This window comes from Allomesorhizobium camelthorni, from assembly GCF_011045125.1.
GTDB lineage: Bacteria > Pseudomonadota > Alphaproteobacteria > Rhizobiales > Rhizobiaceae > Allomesorhizobium > Allomesorhizobium camelthorni.
Genome location: NZ_JAAKZF010000001.1, coordinates 122,910 through 139,255 on the forward strand (window position 1 = coordinate 122,910; position 16,346 = coordinate 139,255).

Below are 16,346 nucleotides of genomic sequence, written 5' to 3' on the forward strand. Positions count from 1 at the left end.
GCGATTCGGCGAGAGGCGCAAACCCTGTTCAAGCGACCTGCCTTCGTCTATGCCCAAATCCAACCACGATCCCGCTGCATGGGAACCGACAGAAAGCTCAGCAATGCCCGTCACACCGCCAAACCGCTGCCGAATCGTGCTGATAGCTCCGCCGGGCGAAGACGCCGCGGCGTTCGAGCAACGCCTGCGCGCCGCGATCTCGGGCGGCGATATCGCCTCGATCATCCTTCCCGCCTACGGGCTCGACGAAGCCTCGTTCCAGGCCTTCGCAGAGCGGATCGTGCCGGTGGCGCAGGCGGCTAATATTGCCGCCATCATCGCGGAGGATACGCGGATTGCCGGCCGGGTCGGGGCCGACGGCCTGCATCTCGAAACGGGACGGGCAGCACTCGAGGAGGCGATCGATCGCTTCCAGGGCCGGATGACTGTCGGCGCGGGCGGGGCCAAGACCCGCGACGATGCGCTCGATCTTGGCGAGGCGCGTCCCGACTACATATTCTTCGGTCGCTTCGGCTACGACAACAAGCCCGAGCCGCACAACCGTAACCTGGCGCTTGGGCAATGGTGGGCCGAAATGATCGAAATCCCGTGCATCGTCATGGCCGGTTCGGACATCGCCTCGGTCGAAACGGTGGCGGAAACCGGATGCGAGTTCGTGGCGCTGTCCAGCGCTGTCTTTGGCGAGGGCGTCGATCCCGCACAGGCGGTCGCGCGCGCCAACGCCATTCTCGACGAGACGGCGCCACGGTTCGAGGAGTAGGTCTTGACTGTACTGCAATTGTCCGTCCGGGCATGGTTCACGGCGCTGGCGCTGGTTTCAGCGGCGACGCCCGGCGTCTTTGCGCAAGCCGCTGCGCCGGCTGATCAGAGGGCCGCGCCGGAAACGAAATTGCCTCCTAAGGCCACTGCCGCCGAGCCGACGCAGAAAGCGCCCGCCATCGAGCCGTTGGCAAAAACTCCCGACACGCCACCGGCGTCCGGTCCCTTGCCCGCAGGGGCAAAACCGCTAGGCGTCGACCCCACGCGGTTCGGCGGCCCCCGCACCGTCGACGGCAAACCCGACCCGGCGCGTTTCGGGACCAAGCCCGCCGATCCGGCCTATGGCGCGTTCCAGCGCGGGCTCTACAAGACAGCCTACAATCTGGCGCTGGTGCGCGCCGAAAACGGCGACCCGGCCGCGCAGACGCTGGTCGCCGAAATCCTGTCGCGCGGGCTCGGCATGGCCCGCAACGAGGCCGAGGCCGCCAAATGGTACGCGCGCGCTTCCGAGCAGGGCGTGCCGGAGGCGCAGTTCCAGTATGGGCTGATGCTCCTCGATGGGCGTTTCGTGAAGAAGGACCCTCAGGGCGCCTATGCGCTCATGCAGGCGGCCGCCGAAGCCGGAAACCGCCTGGCCCAGTTCAATTTCGCGCAGATGCTGGTCGACCGCGAGGGTGGGGCGAAAGGGCTGGAAAAGGCGGTCTCCTATTACGAGCGCGCCGCAAAGTCCGGCCTCGCCGACGCGCAATATGCCATGGCCCAAATCCACGCCAACGGCGTCGGCGGCAAGGCCAGGGACGAGAAGGAAGCGCGGCGCTGGCTGGTGCTGGCAGCGCGGCAGAATTTCGACACCGCACAGCTCGATCTCGCCACTTGGCTGGTCGACGGGCGCGGCGGCGAGCGCAATCTGAAGGAAGGGTTCGGCTGGATGCGGCGGGCGGCTGCAGGCGGCAATGTCGCGGCGCAGAACCGCCTCGCCAAGCTCTACATGAAAGGACTCGGCGTTGAGCCGGATTCGATCGCGGCGGCGGCCTGGTACATCCTCGCCCGGCGCGCCGGGCTCACCGATGCCGAGATGGAGGATTTCTTCGACGGTCTGACTGACGAAGAGCTCAAGAAGGCCCTGGAGCGCGCCAACCGGCTGCGTTAGCGAAGACCTTCGAGGCTCGCTGCGCTCGTACCTCAGGATGAGGAAGGTTGGCGCTGGAGGTCCTCATGGTGAGGTGCGACCCTGAGCTTGCCGAAGGGGAGCCTCGAACCACGAGGGCGGCGCCGCGAGTTCGATCCCTTGCCTCTTTTGCCGATTTGTGGTCTTGGAGGCGCCGAAACCGCCTGTCGGCGTACAAACCTCCGGAATTGCGAAATATGGCCAAGATCAACGGCAACGAAATCCGTCCCGGCAACGTCATCGAGCACGATGGCGGCCTCTGGGTGGCGGTCAGGACCAACCATGTGAAGCCCGGCAAGGGCGGCGCCTACAACCAGGTCGAATTGAAGAACCTGATCAACGGCACCAAGCTCAACGAGCGTTTCCGCTCCGCCGAGACAGTGGAAAAGATCCGTCTCGAGCAGAAGGATTTTTCCTACCTCTACGAGCAGGGCGACGCGCTTGTGTTTATGGACACCGAGAGCTACGAGCAGCTCGAACTGCAGAAGGATTTCGTCGGCGATCGCGCCGCCTTTCTGCAGGACGGCATGATGGTGACGGTCGAACTTTACGACGAGCGCCCGATCGGCATCTCGCTGCCCGACCAGGTGACGCTGACCATCACCGAGGCCGACCCGGTCGTGAAGGGGCAGACGGCGGCTTCCTCCTACAAGCCGGCGCTGCTCGAAAACGGCATCCGCGTGCTTGTGCCGCCCTTCATCTCGTCGGGCGAGAGGATCATCGTCGACACCAATGAGATCACCTACGTCCGCCGGGCGGACTGAGTAATTGAGGCAGTAGGCAGTGGGCAATCGGCAGTAGGGGCACATTGCGACTAGACATTCCTGCTGCCTACCGCCTATTGCCCACTGCCCATTTCCAACGAACAAGCGACCCCGCCATGCCCCGTTCAGCGATCCTCAACGTCATGGTCCAGGCCGCCATGAAGGCCGGCCGCTCGCTGGCCCGCGATTTCGGCGAGGTGCAGAACCTGCAGGTGTCGCTGAAGGGCCCGGGCGACTTCGTCAGCCAGGCCGACCACAAGGCCGAGGAGATCATCCACGCCGAGCTGTCCCGCGCCCGCCCGGGCTATGCCTTCCTGATGGAGGAACGCGGCGAGGTTTCGGGCGAGGACGACCAGCACCGCTGGATCGTCGATCCGCTCGACGGCACCACCAATTTCCTGCACGGCCTGCCGATCTTCTCGATCTCGATCGGGCTCGAGCGCCAGGGACAGATCGTCGCCGGGGTGATCTACAATCCGGCAATGGATGAGCTCTACACCGCCGAACGCGGCGGAGGCGCCTTCATGAACGACCGCAGGCTGCGCGTGGCGAGCCGCACCAAGCTCACCGATACCGTAATCGGCACCGGCGTGCCGCATCTCGGCCGCGGCCATCACGGCAACTACCTCATCGAGCTTCGCAACGTCATGGCCGAAGTGTCTGGCGTGCGCCGGCTCGGCTCGGCGGCGCTCGATCTCGCCTATGTCGCAGCGGGCCGCATGGACGGTTTTTGGGAACATGCGCTGTCGCCCTGGGACATGGCGGCGGGCATATTGATGATCCGCGAGGCCGGCGGCTTCGTCAGCGACCCGGCAGGCGGCAACGGCATGTTCGAGAGCGGCTCGATCGTCGCCGGCAACGAGATCATCCACCGCGCGCTCCTGAAGACGCTCAAGAAGCCGCTCGTCCCGCGCTGAACCGCCGCGCCCCCAAGGCTTGAAAAACCACCCGGCGACCGCTCAAATAGGCTCCATCGAGCAGATGATGAGCGAGCCGCAACCAGTTCAAGCCGACGTGCCCTTCCGAGGGCGCTTCGACTATTCGCGCGCCGAGCTGATCGCCGACGGCATCGTTCATGCGGTGGGCATAGTGTTTGCGATCGCCGCAGGCTCGGCGCTGCTGGCGCTGTCTGCCTTTCGCACCGGCCCGGGCGAATACATCGCCGCCGCGTTCTACGTCGTCTCGGTCCTGACGGTGCTGTCGATTTCGCTCGCCTATAATCTCTGGCCGATATCGCCAGCGAAATGGTTATTGCGACGCTTCGACCATGCGGCGATCTATCTCCTGATCGCCGCGACCTACACGCCGTTCCTCACGCAATTGAACGATGTCTGGCTTGCGCGCTGGATGCTCGGGGTCGTCTGGTCCGCAGCCGCTCTCGGCATGGCCGCCAAGATGCTCTTTCCCGGCCGTTTCGATCGCGCCGCCATCATCTTCTATCTTGCGATCGGCTGGAGCGGCATCGTGGTCCTGCGGCCGATCCTGGAGATCCTGCCGTCAACGACGATTGCGCTGATCATTGCCGGCGGCATCGTCTATTCCTGCGGCGTGGTGTTCTTCGTGTGGAAAGGCCTGCGATTCCAGAACGCCGTCTGGCACGGCTTCGTCGTGACGGGCGCCGGCCTGCATTTCGCGGCCCTGATTGACACTCTGGTCATCGACCGCCTCTGATGCGTCCCAGCGGTGCTGCTGCGGCCTCACAACGTCTTTCAATTTCGTCACAATTCCGTTTAGAGTCGCGCTCAGTTTGATTGCGGCAGACTCGCGATCAGTTTGGTCGCGGCAACGGGATTCGGGGCGCGCATGGCATTTTTGCGAAAATTCGGCGGGGGCCGGGCATCAGATGGCGGCTACGACCCCTACCGACTGTCGAGTCCGCAGGTCTTTCTCCTCTCGATGCTGGTGTTCCTGGCGATCGTCGCTTTCATCGCGGCCATCCTTGCCCGGCAGATATCCTCGGCTTTCGGCACAAATCCCGGTTTGAACGGACTGATCCTCGGCGTGCTGGCGGTCGGCATCCTGCTCGCCTTCGTGCAGGTGCTGCGGCTTTTCCGCGAAATCCGCTGGGTCAATTCCTTCCGCGCCGGCTCCGAAGTCGTTGAGCCGGTTCTGCTCGCGCCGATGAAGGCGCTGCTCAGCCGCTCCACCTCCATGGCGCTGTCGACCAGCTCTATGCGCACCATGCTCGACTCCATCGCCACCAGGCTCGACGAGACCCGCGACATCTCTCGCTACCTGATCGGGCTGCTGGTGTTTCTCGGCCTGCTCGGCACCTTCTGGGGTTTGTTGCAGACGATCGGCTCGATCGGCGACACCATCCAGTCGCTCGATCCCGGCTCGGGCGATGCGGCCGCCGTGCTCGATTCGCTGAAATCCGGCCTGTCCGCGCCGCTCGAAGGCATGGGAACGGCGTTCTCGTCGTCGCTGTTCGGCCTCGCCGGCTCGCTGGTGCTCGGCTTCCTCGACCTGCAGGCTGGCCGTGCGCAGACCCGCTTCTACACCGAGCTGGAAAACTGGCTGTCCTCGGTCACCGACCTTTCGTCCGACGTCATCGTCGCCGATCCCGCAAAGGCCGGCTCCGCCGAAGAGATCAAGGCGCTTTCGGAAAGGCTGCGCAACCTGCAGGAATCCGGCGGCTCCAATCCGCGCATCGCGACGGCCATGGCCAATCTCGCCGACGGCATTTCGGGGCTGGTCAAGAACATGCGCTCCGAGCAGCAGATCATGCGCGACTGGGTCGAGGCGCAGTCGGAAGAACAGAAGGCGATGCGCAACACGCTGGAAAAGATCGCCGACGCGCTGAAGAAGCGGGAGCTTAGCTGACATGGCATTGGCACGCGCAAGGCGCGACCGCCGCGTCGATTACTGGCCGGGCTTCGTCGATGCGCTCTCGACGCTGCTTCTGGCCATCATGTTCCTGCTTTCGGTGTTCGTGCTGGCGCAGTTCCTGCTCAGCCGCGAGATCTCCGGCAAGGACGAGGTGCTCACCCGCCTCAACTCCCAGATCAACGAGCTGACACAGCTTCTGGCGCTCGAGCAGTCGAACACGCAGGATGCGGAGGATGCGCTCGCCAACCTGCAAGCCTCACTCGCACAGGCGGAATCCGACCGCACCCGGCTCCAGCAATTGCTCGACCGGGGAGCCGGCGCTGGGGCCGCCGCCGAAGAGCGGATAGGCGCGCTGACGGGCGAGCTCGACAGCGAGCGCCAGCTCAGCCAGCGGGCGCTGTCGCAGGTGGAACTGCTTAACCAGCAGATCGCCGCCCTGCGCAAGCAGATCGGCGCGCTCGAACAGGCGCTGGACGTGTCGGAGCAGCGCGACCGCGAATCCAACACCAAGATAGCCGATCTCGGCCGCCGCCTGAACGTCGCGCTGGCGCAGCGTGTCCAGGAGCTCAACCGCTACCGTTCGGATTTCTTCGGCCGGCTGCGCGAGATCCTGTCCGACCGTGAAAACATCCGCATCGTCGGCGACCGTTTCGTCTTCCAGTCGGAAGTGCTGTTCCCGATCGGCTCGGAGGTCATCAACGAGGCTGGCCGCACCGAGATGCAGAAGCTCGCCGGCGCGATTATTGAATTGCAGAAGGAGATCCCGCCGGAGATCAACTGGGTGCTGCGCGTCGACGGCCACACCGATGACAGGCCGTTGTCGGGGTCAGGGCGTTATCGCGACAATTGGGAGCTGTCGTCGGCGCGCGCGACCTCTGTCGTGAAGTATCTCATCGACAACGGCGTGCCGGCCAACCGGCTGGTGGCGGCCGGCTTCGGCGAGTTCCAGCCGCTCGACGCCGCCGACAGCGAGGAAGCGCGCAGCCGCAACCGCCGCATCGAGCTGAAGCTGACGGAACGATGACCTACCAGCCGGCGAGCAGAGCCACCAAAGCAAGCACCGCCGGAACCGCCTGCACGTAGAGAATCTTGCGGCTCACTGTTGCCGCGCCGAACAGGCCGGCGGCCATCACGCAGACCAGGAAAAAGACCTTGATCGCAAATCCCGCCTCGCCGAAGTAGAAGCCCCAGATCAGCCCGGCGGCGAGGAAGCCGTTATAGAGACCCTGATTGGCGGCGAGCACTTTGGAGGCCTTGGCGAATTCCGGCGTCAGCCCGAACGCTCTGTGGCCGGCCGGCGTGTCCCAGGCGATCATCTCCAGATACATGAAATAGAGATGCAGCGCCGCCACCACCGCAATCAGGATATTCGCCAGCATTTTGCTCCCCTGTCAGGTTTAAGACTCCACGAGCCACTCAACGCCACAGAAGGGACGGTAGCAACAAGACAGGCTCTCCAAAAGTGGATAAAATCCACCTCCATTTAGGCTCGTTCGCGAAAAGAACTGCTGCCGATCAATGGCATAACGGCCGGCGAGTAAAATTTCGCACCCGGATTTGTTCACACATCCTGCCCCTCGAGCATAATCGCCTCACCGTTCTGGCGGGACCTGGTGCGCACCGGGCATCAGGCAGGACGGCGGTGACCTCTCCCCGTGGGTTCGGTATCCACGTCTCCGAGGGCGTCCGACGGGCCGGCGTTCCCGCGGCAGGCGCAAATGCCTGGGCGGCGGGTTTGCGGAGTATCCGTGCGTGCGACCATGAAACGTCCGTGTGCAATCCGCGGGGCAGCATGGAGACGGCGTGTGATCGGCCGACGGGGCGACAGACACCGGACGGGCGGGCATGGGAGTGCCTGTTCTTGTTTACGAATTCGTGCGGCGCTTTCCTGCCCGCCCGTCTTCCCGACCACCTCACCCTGAGCTTGTCGAAGGGTCAATGGCCAGACGCGAAAGCGGGCGTGGCGATGAATAGGTGCCAGACTTGCCATCGCCCTTCCCTTGCTGTTCCTTCGCTCCCGTCCCAAACGATCGGAATCATCATGTCCTTCAAAAAAATCGACCAGCTTTGCCGCAAGCTCGAAGCGCTGGAGCATTCGCTCGCCATCCTCGGCGCCGACGAGGCGACCCACATGGCCGTCGGCGGCGGCGAGAAGCGGGCGGAGGCGATGTCGGCGCTGGCCGGCATGCACCACGCCCGGGCGGCAGCGCCGGAGATCGCCGACTGGATCGACGCGGCTGAACAGGAGGCGCTCAACGAGGACCAGCAGGCGGCGCTTCGCGAATTCCGGCGGCAATACACCAACATGACCTGCCTGCCGACCGAGTTCGTCGAGCGCCAGACCACGGCCCGGCTGCGCTCCGAGCAGCTTTGGCGCGACCTCCGGCCGAAGAGCGACTGGCTGGGCTTCCTGCCGGCGCTGGACGGCATTGTCGCGCTTGTGCGGGAGGAAGCGGAGCTTCGCGCCGCGGCAACCGGCCTCGACCCGTACGATGCGCTGATGGAGCAGTACGATCCCGGCCACCGCGCCGCCGACATTGCGCCGGTTTTCGCCGAGCTGAAAAGCTTCCTGAAAGGCTTCGTGCCGGAAGCGCTGGCGGTGCAGGAGGAGCGGCTGGCCAAAAATCCGCTGCGGCCGCTGTCCGGCGTCTATCCGATCGACAAGCAGCGCGAACTCGGCCTCGCCATGATGGCGGCGGTCGGCTTCGATTTCACCCATGGCAGCCTGGCCGTGTCGCACCATCCCTTCTGCGGCGGTGTTCCGACCGACGTGCGCATCACGACGCGCTACAAGACTTCGGATTTCCTCTCGGCGCTGATGGGCGTGCTGCACGAGACCGGCCATGCCATGTACGAGCAGAACCTGCCCAAGCCATGGTCGCACTGGCCGCTCGGCAAGGCGCGCGGCATGGCCATGCACGAAAGCCAGAGCCTGTTCGTCGAAAAGCAGCTCGGCCGCAACCCGGCCTTCTGGGAGTGGGCGCTGCCGCTGGTCGAGCAGTATCTCGGCGAAAAGTGGAGCAAGGACGAGATTTTAGCTCATGTGCATTGGGTAGAGCGAGGGCTGATCCGCGTCGACGCCGACGAGGTCACTTATCCGCTGCACGTGATCCTGCGCTTCGAACTGGAGCGGGAACTGGTGAGCGGGCGTCTGAAAGCCGCCGACCTGCCGGAAGCCTGGGACGCCAAGATGAGCGACTATCTCGGCCTCTCCACCATCGACACGCCGCAGGACGGTCCGATGCAGGACGTGCACTGGCCGAGCGGCGCCTTCGGCTATTTCCCGTCCTATACGCTCGGCGCGATGATGGCGGCGCAGCAATGGGCGGCGCTGGAGAAGCTGCATCCGATGGTCGACGAAGAAATTGCAAAAGGAAAGTTCGACACGGTAACGGCCTGGCGGCGCGAAAAGATCTGGTCGCAGGGCTCGCGCTGGTCGACGCCGGAACTGATGGAGCGCGCCACCGGCGAAAAGCTCAACGCGGCGCATTTCACCGCGCATCTGAAGAAGCGCTACGGGGCTTAGGCGAAGGACTGCTAAGAGGCCGGACGTGTGCGTGTCATCTGCCAGCGCACCTCGCCGAACTCGGAAGCCTTGAAGGCGAGCACGATCTGGCGGCTGCGGCGCGGGCCGCCGAGACCGGCAAAGAAGATCGACTCCTCGACCTGCGGCTCGACCTCGTTGCAGGTAAAGGTCCAGCGGTCGGCGCGCGGCGCGGCGAGCACGAAGTGGCCGTGCCCGTCGCGGAAGAACTCGATGTCCGGGTGAATGTGGAACCGGACCGCCACCAGGTCGCGGCCATTGTCGCGCACCGGCGCGCCGCCGGCCCGCAGGAAGCGGTCGACGCCGCTCAGCACATCGCCCTGGCCGGACAGCGAAAGCTCGCGCTCGTGATAGATGCCGAAGGCCGGCACATAGCCGTCATGGCTGGCGACGAAGCCCTGGATGCCCTTCGAATCCATGCGCTCGCAGGGCACATGGCGCGGTCCGCCGATCAGCGGAGAGCCGAGCAGGCTGAAGCGAGGCGAGTGGCTGAAGCGCGCCGAGGAGGTGTCGTTGATCGAGGCGGTCGAATGCGCCGCAGTGGGGCGCGCCAGCGGCCGAAAATCCTCCGCGCCGTAGGTGTCGACGCCGGCATTGACGATGAAATTGTGCCGGCCCGACGACATTTCGAAGGACAGGCAGCCGGCATGGGCCGCGCCGGATACGTCGATGGGCGGCGGCAGGCCGGTGTCGGCGATAACCGTGGTTTCGCCCATCGAGAGGCGCTCGTAACCCGAATGCGGCGCATGCAGCAGCGGCGCGCCGACCGTGTCGTCGTGGCGCAGTATTGCCGCGATGCGATCCTGGATCGTCGCGCCCATGCCGTTGAAGCGGGCGATGCTGCCGTCCTGGTGGCGAAAGAATCGCAGCGCCGGCAACATGCGCTCGACCGCGCCGATCAGCGCGGCGGGTGGCGATTCGGCCTGGTTGGCGTAAGTCTGGCGCAGCGGCAGGAGGTCCGATAGGAGCTCCAGCACCATGATGGGATTGCGTGAGATATGGCCGCCATCCGGGAGGATCTGGCGCTCAAGCTCATCGGCGAGGTTGCGCGTGGCGCCGCGCAGCGCCGAAGCCGGCGCCGGCAGCGACAGTGCGGCGAAGGCGAGCGCTATGCGGGTGCGCAGCCGCGCCTTGCCATCGGGCAATTCACGCGCCATCGATCTGAGATAGCGGATCTGCAGCGCCAGCGATTTCAGGAAGGCTCGGTAGAAGGGCAGTTCGGCGCCCTGCAGCACCACGGAGGAATGCTGCAGCCAGGCGATGATGCGCTTAGCGGTTGTCGCCGGTTCCCAGGCGATGCCGGAGATGCGGCCGCCATGCATGCCGATCCAGTCGGAAACCAGCGCGCGGGCGTTGGCGGCGGCAAGCTCGGTGCCGGCGGCGCGCATGTGGCGCAGCCAGCGGAAGCCGTGCAGCGATTTCTGCCAGCCGCGATTGGCCACCTCGATTTGGAAGGGGGAGCGGCCGGCCGTCTCGACCATATGGCCGGAAAGCGGGAAGCGACCATAGTAGATTTCGAGCGCGATCTGCGGATCGGCGAGGCGCAGGTCCGGCGGTGCGATCAGCACCCGTTCGGGCGTGCGGCCGGTATAGCGCCAGCGATAGACCGGCCCGGCGCGCAGGCGGCGGCGGGCCCGGCGCCAATACTCCCTGGCAACGAGCGCCCAGAGACGCGTCGTATTGCCTGCAGCCACTGCCAAAAAGTCACCCTCCGAACGTCCCCCGCCGAAAGAGTCTAGATGATTCAAGGTCTAACGCGAAGGCGAAATTGCCCGCCAGGCTGGATGTCCCCTGTAGAACGGCTGCTCTGAAGCACCGTGCTTCCAACTTGTGATTCAGAACCAAGCTCTTTCATCCGCACAAAAAAAGCGAGGCCCAGCCTCGCTCTTGCCCCTAACGGTGCTTTCAAACCCGGTTGGGCTACACCGCGTCCTGCAATGTAGCCAACTGGGCGAGGAAGGCCTCGGCCCTGGTGCGCTCTTCGTCGCTCTTGGCGTCGGCTGCGTCCTCGCGCGCTTCCTGGATGCGGCGGGCGAGATCGTCACGGTCGATTTCCGCGACCCGCACGGCCGATTCGGCGAGCAGCGTGCAGCCTTCCGGCAGGATGTCGGCGAAACCGCCGAACACCACGTAGCGCTCCTCCCCGCCGCCTGCCGATTTTACGGTCACGACGCCGGGCTTGACCGTGGTCATTACCGGAGAGTGGTTGGCCAGAACCGTCATCTCGCCTTCCGCGCCGGGAATGACGACATGCTCGACCTGTTCCGAAACGAGCAGCCGTTCGGGGGAGACCAGTTCGAATTTGAAAGCTTCAGCCATGTCATTCTAGCGAATAGGAAGTAGCGAATAGCGAATAGAAATTCGCTGCCCCGATCCCTATTCGCTACTCCCTATTCGCTATTCGCTTGTCTTACGCCGCTTCCGCAGCCAGCCGCCTTGCCTTCTCGACCGCCATGTCGATGCCGCCGACCATGTAGAACGCGGCTTCCGGCAGATGGTCGTATTCGCCGTCGACAAGGCCCTTGAAGCTCTTGATCGTCTCTTCGAGCGGCACAAGCTGGCCGGGCGAGCCGGTGAACACTTCGGCCACGAAGAAGGGCTGCGACAGGAAGCGCTCAATCTTGCGGGCGCGGGCGACCGTGATCTTGTCCTCTTCCGACAGCTCGTCCATGCCCAGGATGGCGATGATGTCCTGCAGCGACTTGTAGCGCTGCAGGATTTCCTGCACGCGGCGGGCGACCTGGTAGTGCTCCTCGCCGACGATCAGTGGGTCGAGCATGCGCGAGGTCGAGTCGAGCGGGTCGACGGCCGGGTAGATGCCCTTTTCCGAGATCGCGCGGTTGAGCACGGTCGTCGCGTCGAGGTGGGCGAACGAGGTCGCCGGCGCCGGGTCGGTCAAATCGTCGGCAGGCACGTAGATCGCCTGTACCGAAGTGATCGAGCCCTTGTGAGTGGTGGTGATGCGTTCCTGCATCTGGCCCATGTCGGTCGACAGCGTCGGCTGATAGCCCACCGCCGAGGGAATGCGGCCGAGCAGAGCCGACACTTCCGAGCCCGCCTGGGTGAAGCGGAAGATGTTGTCGACGAAGAACAGCACGTCCTGGCCCTGGTCGCGGAAATGCTCGGCGATGGTCAGGCCGGAGAGCGCAACGCGGGCGCGCGCGCCGGGCGGCTCGTTCATCTGGCCGAACACCAGGGCGCATTTCGAGCCTTCGGTCGAGCCGTTGTTCTCGTGCGGGTCCTTGTTGACGCCTGACTCGATCATCTCGTGATAGAGGTCGTTGCCCTCGCGGGTGCGCTCGCCGACGCCGGCGAACACCGAATAGCCGCCATGCGCCTTGGCGACGTTGTTGATGAGTTCCTGGATCAGAACGGTCTTGCCGACGCCGGCGCCGCCAAACAGGCCGATCTTGCCGCCGCGGGCATAGGGCGCAAGCAGGTCGACGACCTTGATGCCGGTGACGAGGATCTGCGCTTCCGTCGACTGGTCGACATAGGCCGGTGCGTCCTGGTGGATGGCGCGGCGGCTGGCGGTCACGACCGGGCCGGCTTCGTCGACCGGCTCGCCGATGACGTTCATGATACGGCCGAGCGTCTCGTCGCCGACCGGAACGGTGATCGGCGAACCCGTGTCGTACACGGCCTGGCCGCGCACGAGGCCTTCCGACGTGTCCATGGCGATGCAGCGGATGGTGTTTTCGCCGAGATGCTGCGCCACTTCGAGCACCAGCCGGTTGCCGCCGTTCAGCGTCTCCAGCGCATTCAGGATCGGCGGTAGGTCGCCGTCGAACTGCACGTCGACGACGGCGCCGATGACCTGCGTGACGCGGCCGGCCGGGCCTTTGGCCATCATCGCAGTCACGCCCGACTTTGCCGCCGCCGCCGGCTTTGCAGCGGCAGCCTTTGCCGGGGCTGCCTTCGCGGCCGCGGCGGGAGCCTTTACGGCGGCTGCCTTGACGGGCGCCGCCTTCTTTGCCGCGGGGGCCTTCGCCGCCGGAGCCGCTTTCGGAGTAGCTGCTTTAGCCATGGTGATAACCTCTGTGTCCGTTCCTTGTTTCACATGATCCCGTCCGCAAACGCCTGCGGCGTCCCGGGATCATGTGGCTAGAGCGCTTCCGCGCCCGAAATGATTTCGATCAGTTCCTTGGTGATCTGCGCCTGCCGCTGGCGGTTGTAGGTGATCGTCAGCTTGTTGATCATGTCGCCGGCATTACGCGTCGCATTGTCCATGGCGCTCATCTTGGCGCCCATCTCGCCGGCCGCATTCTCGAGCAGCGCCCGGAAAATCTGCACCGAAATGTTGCGGGGGATGAGGTCGGAAAGAATTTCGCCCGGCTCGGGCTCGTACTCGTAGACAGCGTTGCCGCCGGCCGTCTCCGGCTCCGTGGCGGCGACGATCGCCCCGGCGGGGATGATCTGCTGCGCAGTCGGAACCTGGCTGATCACCGATTTGAACTCGGAATAGAACAGCGTGCAGATGTCGAAACCGCCTTCGTTGAACAGCGCGATCACCTTCTTGGCGATGGCGTCCGCATTGACGAAGCCGAGCGTCTTGACCTCGCGCAGGTCGACGCGCTCGATGATCAGCGCGCCATATTCGCGGCGCAGGATGTCGTAGCCCTTCTTGCCGACGGTGATGATCTTGACCGTCTTGCCTTCGGCCAGCAGCTTGCGGATGCGTTCGCGCGCAAAACGAGCGATCTGCGAGTTGAAGCCGCCGCAGAGGCCACGCTCGGCGGTGCAGACGACCAGCAGATGCGTGTCGTCGCTGCCGGTCCCGGTCATCAGGCGCGGCGCATCGCTGCCGCCGGCATTGCTGACGGCCTGCGCGATGTTGGCCAGCACCGCGCCCATGCGCTGCGAGTATGGACGGGCGGCTTCCGCGGCTTCCTGCGCGCGGCGCAGCTTCGCCGCGGCGACCATCTGCATCGCCTTGGTGATCTTCTGCGTCGCCTTGACCGAGGCGATACGGTTGCGAAGGTCTTTTAAGGAAGCCATGCCCTATCCGTGCAATCAGGCGAAGTTTTTCGCGTAGGCGTCGATATGGCCCTTGAGCTGGGCGCGCAGGTCGTCCGACAGCGCCTTTTCCTTGCGGATGCCGTCGAGCACTTCCTTGCCGTCCGAGCGCATATGCGCGAGCAGGCCCTGCTCGAACCTGCCGACCTGGTTCAAGGTCAGCTTGTCGAGATAACCGTTGACGCCGGCGAAGATCACCGCGACCTGCTCCTCTGTCTTCAGCGGCGAGAATTGCGGCTGCTTCAGGAGTTCGGTCAGCCGCGCGCCGCGGTTGAGGAGGCGCTGCGTGGCGGCGTCAAGGTCGGAGCCAAACTGCGCGAAGGCAGCCATTTCGCGGTACTGAGCGAGCTCGCCCTTGATCGAGCCGGCGACCTGCTTCATCGCCTTGATCTGCGCCGACGAACCGACGCGCGACACCGAGAGGCCGACGTTCACCGCCGGGCGGATGCCCTGGAAGAACAGATTGGTCTCGAGGAAGATCTGGCCGTCGGTGATCGAGATCACGTTGGTCGGGATATAAGCCGACACGTCGTTGGCCTGTGTCTCGATAACCGGAAGTGCGGTCAGCGAGCCGTTGCCGTTGTCATCGTTGAGCTTGGCGGCACGTTCGAGCAGGCGCGAATGCAGGTAGAAAACGTCGCCCGGATAGGCTTCGCGGCCCGGCGGGCGGCGCAGCAGCAGCGACATCTGGCGATAGGCGACGGCCTGCTTCGACAGGTCGTCATAGGCGATAACCGCATGCATGGCGTTGTCGCGGAAATATTCGCCCATGGCGCAGCCGGCGAAGGGCGCCAGGAACTGCATCGGCGCCGGGTCCGAAGCGGTCGCGGCAATGACGATCGAATATTCGAGCGCGCCGCGCTCTTCCAGCACCTTCACGAACTGCGCAACGGTCGAGCGCTTCTGGCCGACGGCGACATAGACGCAGTAGAGCTTCTGGCTCTCGTCGTCGCCCTGGTTCAGCGGCCGCTGGTTGAGGAAGGTGTCGAGAATGATCGCGGTCTTGCCGGTCTGGCGGTCGCCGATGACCAGCTCGCGCTGGCCGCGGCCGATCGGGATCAGCGCATCGATGGCCTTGAGGCCCGTCGACATCGGCTCATGCACCGACTTGCGGGGGATGATGCCGGGCGCCTTGACGTCGACGCGGCGACGCTCGGCGGCGACGATCGGGCCCTTACCGTCGATCGGGTTGCCGAGCGCGTCGACGACGCGGCCCAGCAGGCCCTTGCCGACCGGCACGTCGACGATCGAGCCGGTGCGCTTGACGGTGTCGCCTTCCTTGATGTCGCGGTCGTTGCCGAAAATGACGACGCCGACATTGTCGCTTTCAAGGTTCAGCGCCATGCCGCGGATGCCGCCCGGGAATTCGACCATCTCGCCGGCCTGGACATTGTCGAGGCCATAGACGCGGGCGATGCCGTCGCCGACGGACAGGACCTGGCCGACTTCGGAGACTTCAGCCTCCTTGCCGAAATTCTTGATCTGGTCTTTCAGAATTGCGGAAATTTCCGCGGCGCGGATGTCCATCAGCCGACCTCTTTCAGTGCGAGCTTGAGCGAATTGAGTTTGGTTTTGAGTGAAGTGTCGATCTGGCGCGAGCCGATCTTGACGATGAGGCCGCCGAGCAGCGACGGATCGACCGTGACGGCGATCGAGACGTCCTTGCCGGCAACGCCCTTGAGCGCGGTCTTGAGTTCCTTTTCCTGCGCCGGGTTCAGCGCATGAGCCGAGGTCACTTCGGCCGAGACCTCGCCGCGTTCGGAGGCAGCGATCTGGCGGAATGCCCTGATCATTGCCGGCACCGCGAAGAGGCGGCGGTTCTGCGCCACGACGCGCAGGAAATTGCCGACCAGGCCGCCGATTTTCGCGCGGTCGACGATCGCGGAAATCGCCTTGAACTGCTCGTCGGAGGAAAACACCGGGCTGCGGATCATCCGGGTCAGGTCTTCGCTTCCCGCGAGCAGCGCCTCGAAGCGGCCGAGATCGGCTTCCACGGCGGGAACCGCCTTGGCCTGGGCCGCGAGTTCATAGAGCGAACCCGCATAGCGTTCGGCAACTCCGGAGATTGGCGAGCTAGACTGTGCCACGGACCGTCTTTTCTCTTGTCTGACAGGCCGCAAGATTGTTGGCGCGAGTGTGGAACTCTGCTAAATCTTTGACCTTGCTGCATTTTCTCGACGGAGAGCCTGCGCGTGACGCGTCCCCCGAACGAAAGTCGACTGCCGTCTAGCACAGGCATTTACCGACCGCAACACGTTGCCGGACG

15 protein-coding genes are annotated in these 16,346 nt (G+C 64.8%); 8 read left to right on the plus strand and 7 right to left on the minus strand.

Translation table 11 applies throughout. From position 1 onward, the window contains the following. Positions 1-103: 103 nt before the first annotated feature. The 7 genes from G6N73_RS00670 to G6N73_RS00700 all read left to right on the plus strand — a co-directional run bounded on the left by G6N73_RS00670 (position 104) and on the right by G6N73_RS00700 (position 6,544). A complete protein-coding gene (locus G6N73_RS00670) occupies positions 104-760 on the plus strand; it encodes a thiamine phosphate synthase (protein ID WP_165021732.1) in 657 nt (218 codons plus the stop codon). 12 nt (positions 761-772) lie between these two features. Beyond that, positions 773-1,909 (plus strand): SEL1-like repeat protein, encoded by a 1,137-nt coding sequence (locus G6N73_RS00675; RefSeq protein WP_165022747.1) that lies wholly within the window; start codon positions 773-775, stop codon positions 1,907-1,909. 215 nt (positions 1,910-2,124) lie between these two features. Next, entirely contained in the window at positions 2,125-2,691 is a 567-nt protein-coding gene (gene efp / locus G6N73_RS00680) for an elongation factor P (protein ID WP_165021735.1), read from the plus strand. 116 nt (positions 2,692-2,807) lie between these two features. Beyond that, the gene (locus G6N73_RS00685; protein WP_165021737.1) at positions 2,808-3,608 is read left to right on the plus strand and encodes an inositol monophosphatase family protein; all 801 of its coding nucleotides are present in this window, start codon (positions 2,808-2,810) and stop codon (positions 3,606-3,608) included. Between the two features lie 64 nt (positions 3,609-3,672). Next, on the plus strand, positions 3,673-4,362 hold the full coding sequence (gene trhA / locus G6N73_RS00690) for a PAQR family membrane homeostasis protein TrhA (protein ID WP_165022750.1): 690 nt from the start codon (positions 3,673-3,675) through the stop codon (positions 4,360-4,362). A 132-nt stretch (positions 4,363-4,494) separates the two neighbouring features. Then, positions 4,495-5,514 carry a MotA/TolQ/ExbB proton channel family protein gene (locus tag G6N73_RS00695; protein WP_165021740.1) on the plus strand — a complete coding sequence of 340 codons (1,020 nt, stop codon included), beginning with the start codon at positions 4,495-4,497 and terminating at the stop codon, positions 5,512-5,514. Between the two features lies 1 nt (position 5,515). After that, a complete protein-coding gene (locus G6N73_RS00700; protein WP_165021743.1) occupies positions 5,516-6,544 on the plus strand; it encodes a peptidoglycan -binding protein in 1,029 nt (342 codons plus the stop codon). Between the two features lies 1 nt (position 6,545). Here the strand turns inward: G6N73_RS00700 and G6N73_RS00705 are convergent, their stop codons facing one another. Then, the gene (locus tag G6N73_RS00705; protein WP_165021746.1) at positions 6,546-6,899 is read right to left on the minus strand and encodes a DUF1304 domain-containing protein; all 354 of its coding nucleotides are present in this window, start codon (positions 6,897-6,899) and stop codon (positions 6,546-6,548) included. Positions 6,900-7,561: 662 nt separating this feature from the next. Here G6N73_RS00705 and G6N73_RS00710 point away from each other — a divergent pair. Then, entirely contained in the window at positions 7,562-9,046 is a 1,485-nt protein-coding gene (locus G6N73_RS00710; protein WP_165021749.1) for a carboxypeptidase M32, read from the plus strand. An 11-nt stretch (positions 9,047-9,057) separates the two neighbouring features. Here the strand turns inward: G6N73_RS00710 and G6N73_RS00715 are convergent, their stop codons facing one another. The 6 genes from G6N73_RS00715 to G6N73_RS00740 all read right to left on the minus strand — a co-directional run bounded on the left by G6N73_RS00715 (position 9,058) and on the right by G6N73_RS00740 (position 16,167). Further along, positions 9,058-10,764: a heparinase II/III family protein gene (locus G6N73_RS00715; RefSeq protein WP_165021752.1), complete on the minus strand. Its 1,707-nt coding sequence runs from the start codon at positions 10,762-10,764 to the stop codon at positions 9,058-9,060. A 220-nt stretch (positions 10,765-10,984) separates the two neighbouring features. Then, the gene (locus G6N73_RS00720) at positions 10,985-11,383 is read right to left on the minus strand and encodes a F0F1 ATP synthase subunit epsilon (protein WP_165021755.1); all 399 of its coding nucleotides are present in this window, start codon (positions 11,381-11,383) and stop codon (positions 10,985-10,987) included. A gap of 91 nt (positions 11,384-11,474) precedes the next feature. Beyond that, positions 11,475-13,091: a F0F1 ATP synthase subunit beta gene (atpD, locus tag G6N73_RS00725; RefSeq protein WP_165021780.1), complete on the minus strand. Its 1,617-nt coding sequence runs from the start codon at positions 13,089-13,091 to the stop codon at positions 11,475-11,477. A 77-nt stretch (positions 13,092-13,168) separates the two neighbouring features. Next, a complete protein-coding gene (locus tag G6N73_RS00730) occupies positions 13,169-14,062 on the minus strand; it encodes a F0F1 ATP synthase subunit gamma (protein ID WP_165021783.1) in 894 nt (297 codons plus the stop codon). Positions 14,063-14,077: 15 nt separating this feature from the next. Continuing rightward, positions 14,078-15,607, minus strand: a complete 1,530-nt coding sequence (gene atpA, locus G6N73_RS00735; protein ID WP_165021786.1) for a F0F1 ATP synthase subunit alpha — start codon at positions 15,605-15,607, stop codon at positions 14,078-14,080. Continuing rightward, positions 15,607-16,167 (minus strand): F0F1 ATP synthase subunit delta, encoded by a 561-nt coding sequence (locus G6N73_RS00740; RefSeq protein ID WP_165021789.1) that lies wholly within the window; start codon positions 16,165-16,167, stop codon positions 15,607-15,609. The genes atpA and G6N73_RS00740 overlap by 1 nt, the downstream gene beginning before the upstream one ends. Positions 16,168-16,346: the final 179 nt, after the last annotated feature.

Excerpts from the sequence above, each read along its gene's own strand:
- efp (WP_165021735.1), top strand. The coding sequence starts at position 2,125 with ATGGCCAAGATCAACGGCAACGAAATCCGTCCCGGCAACGTCATCGAG.
- G6N73_RS00685 (WP_165021737.1), top strand. The coding sequence starts at position 2,808 with ATGCCCCGTTCAGCGATCCTCAACGTCATGGTCCAGGCCGCCATGAAG.
- G6N73_RS00705 (WP_165021746.1), bottom strand. The coding sequence starts at position 6,899 with ATGCTGGCGAATATCCTGATTGCGGTGGTGGCGGCGCTGCATCTCTAT.
- G6N73_RS00670 (WP_165021732.1), top strand. The coding sequence starts at position 104 with ATGCCCGTCACACCGCCAAACCGCTGCCGAATCGTGCTGATAGCTCCG.
- G6N73_RS00695 (WP_165021740.1), top strand. The coding sequence starts at position 4,495 with ATGGCATTTTTGCGAAAATTCGGCGGGGGCCGGGCATCAGATGGCGGC.
- atpA (WP_165021786.1), bottom strand. The coding sequence starts at position 15,607 with ATGGACATCCGCGCCGCGGAAATTTCCGCAATTCTGAAAGACCAGATC.
- G6N73_RS00710 (WP_165021749.1), top strand. The coding sequence starts at position 7,562 with ATGTCCTTCAAAAAAATCGACCAGCTTTGCCGCAAGCTCGAAGCGCTG.
- G6N73_RS00720 (WP_165021755.1), bottom strand. The coding sequence starts at position 11,383 with ATGGCTGAAGCTTTCAAATTCGAACTGGTCTCCCCCGAACGGCTGCTC.
- trhA (WP_165022750.1), top strand. The coding sequence starts at position 3,673 with ATGATGAGCGAGCCGCAACCAGTTCAAGCCGACGTGCCCTTCCGAGGG.
- atpD (WP_165021780.1), bottom strand. The coding sequence starts at position 13,091 with ATGGCTAAAGCAGCTACTCCGAAAGCGGCTCCGGCGGCGAAGGCCCCC.
- G6N73_RS00700 (WP_165021743.1), top strand. The coding sequence starts at position 5,516 with ATGGCATTGGCACGCGCAAGGCGCGACCGCCGCGTCGATTACTGGCCG.
- G6N73_RS00730 (WP_165021783.1), bottom strand. The coding sequence starts at position 14,062 with ATGGCTTCCTTAAAAGACCTTCGCAACCGTATCGCCTCGGTCAAGGCG.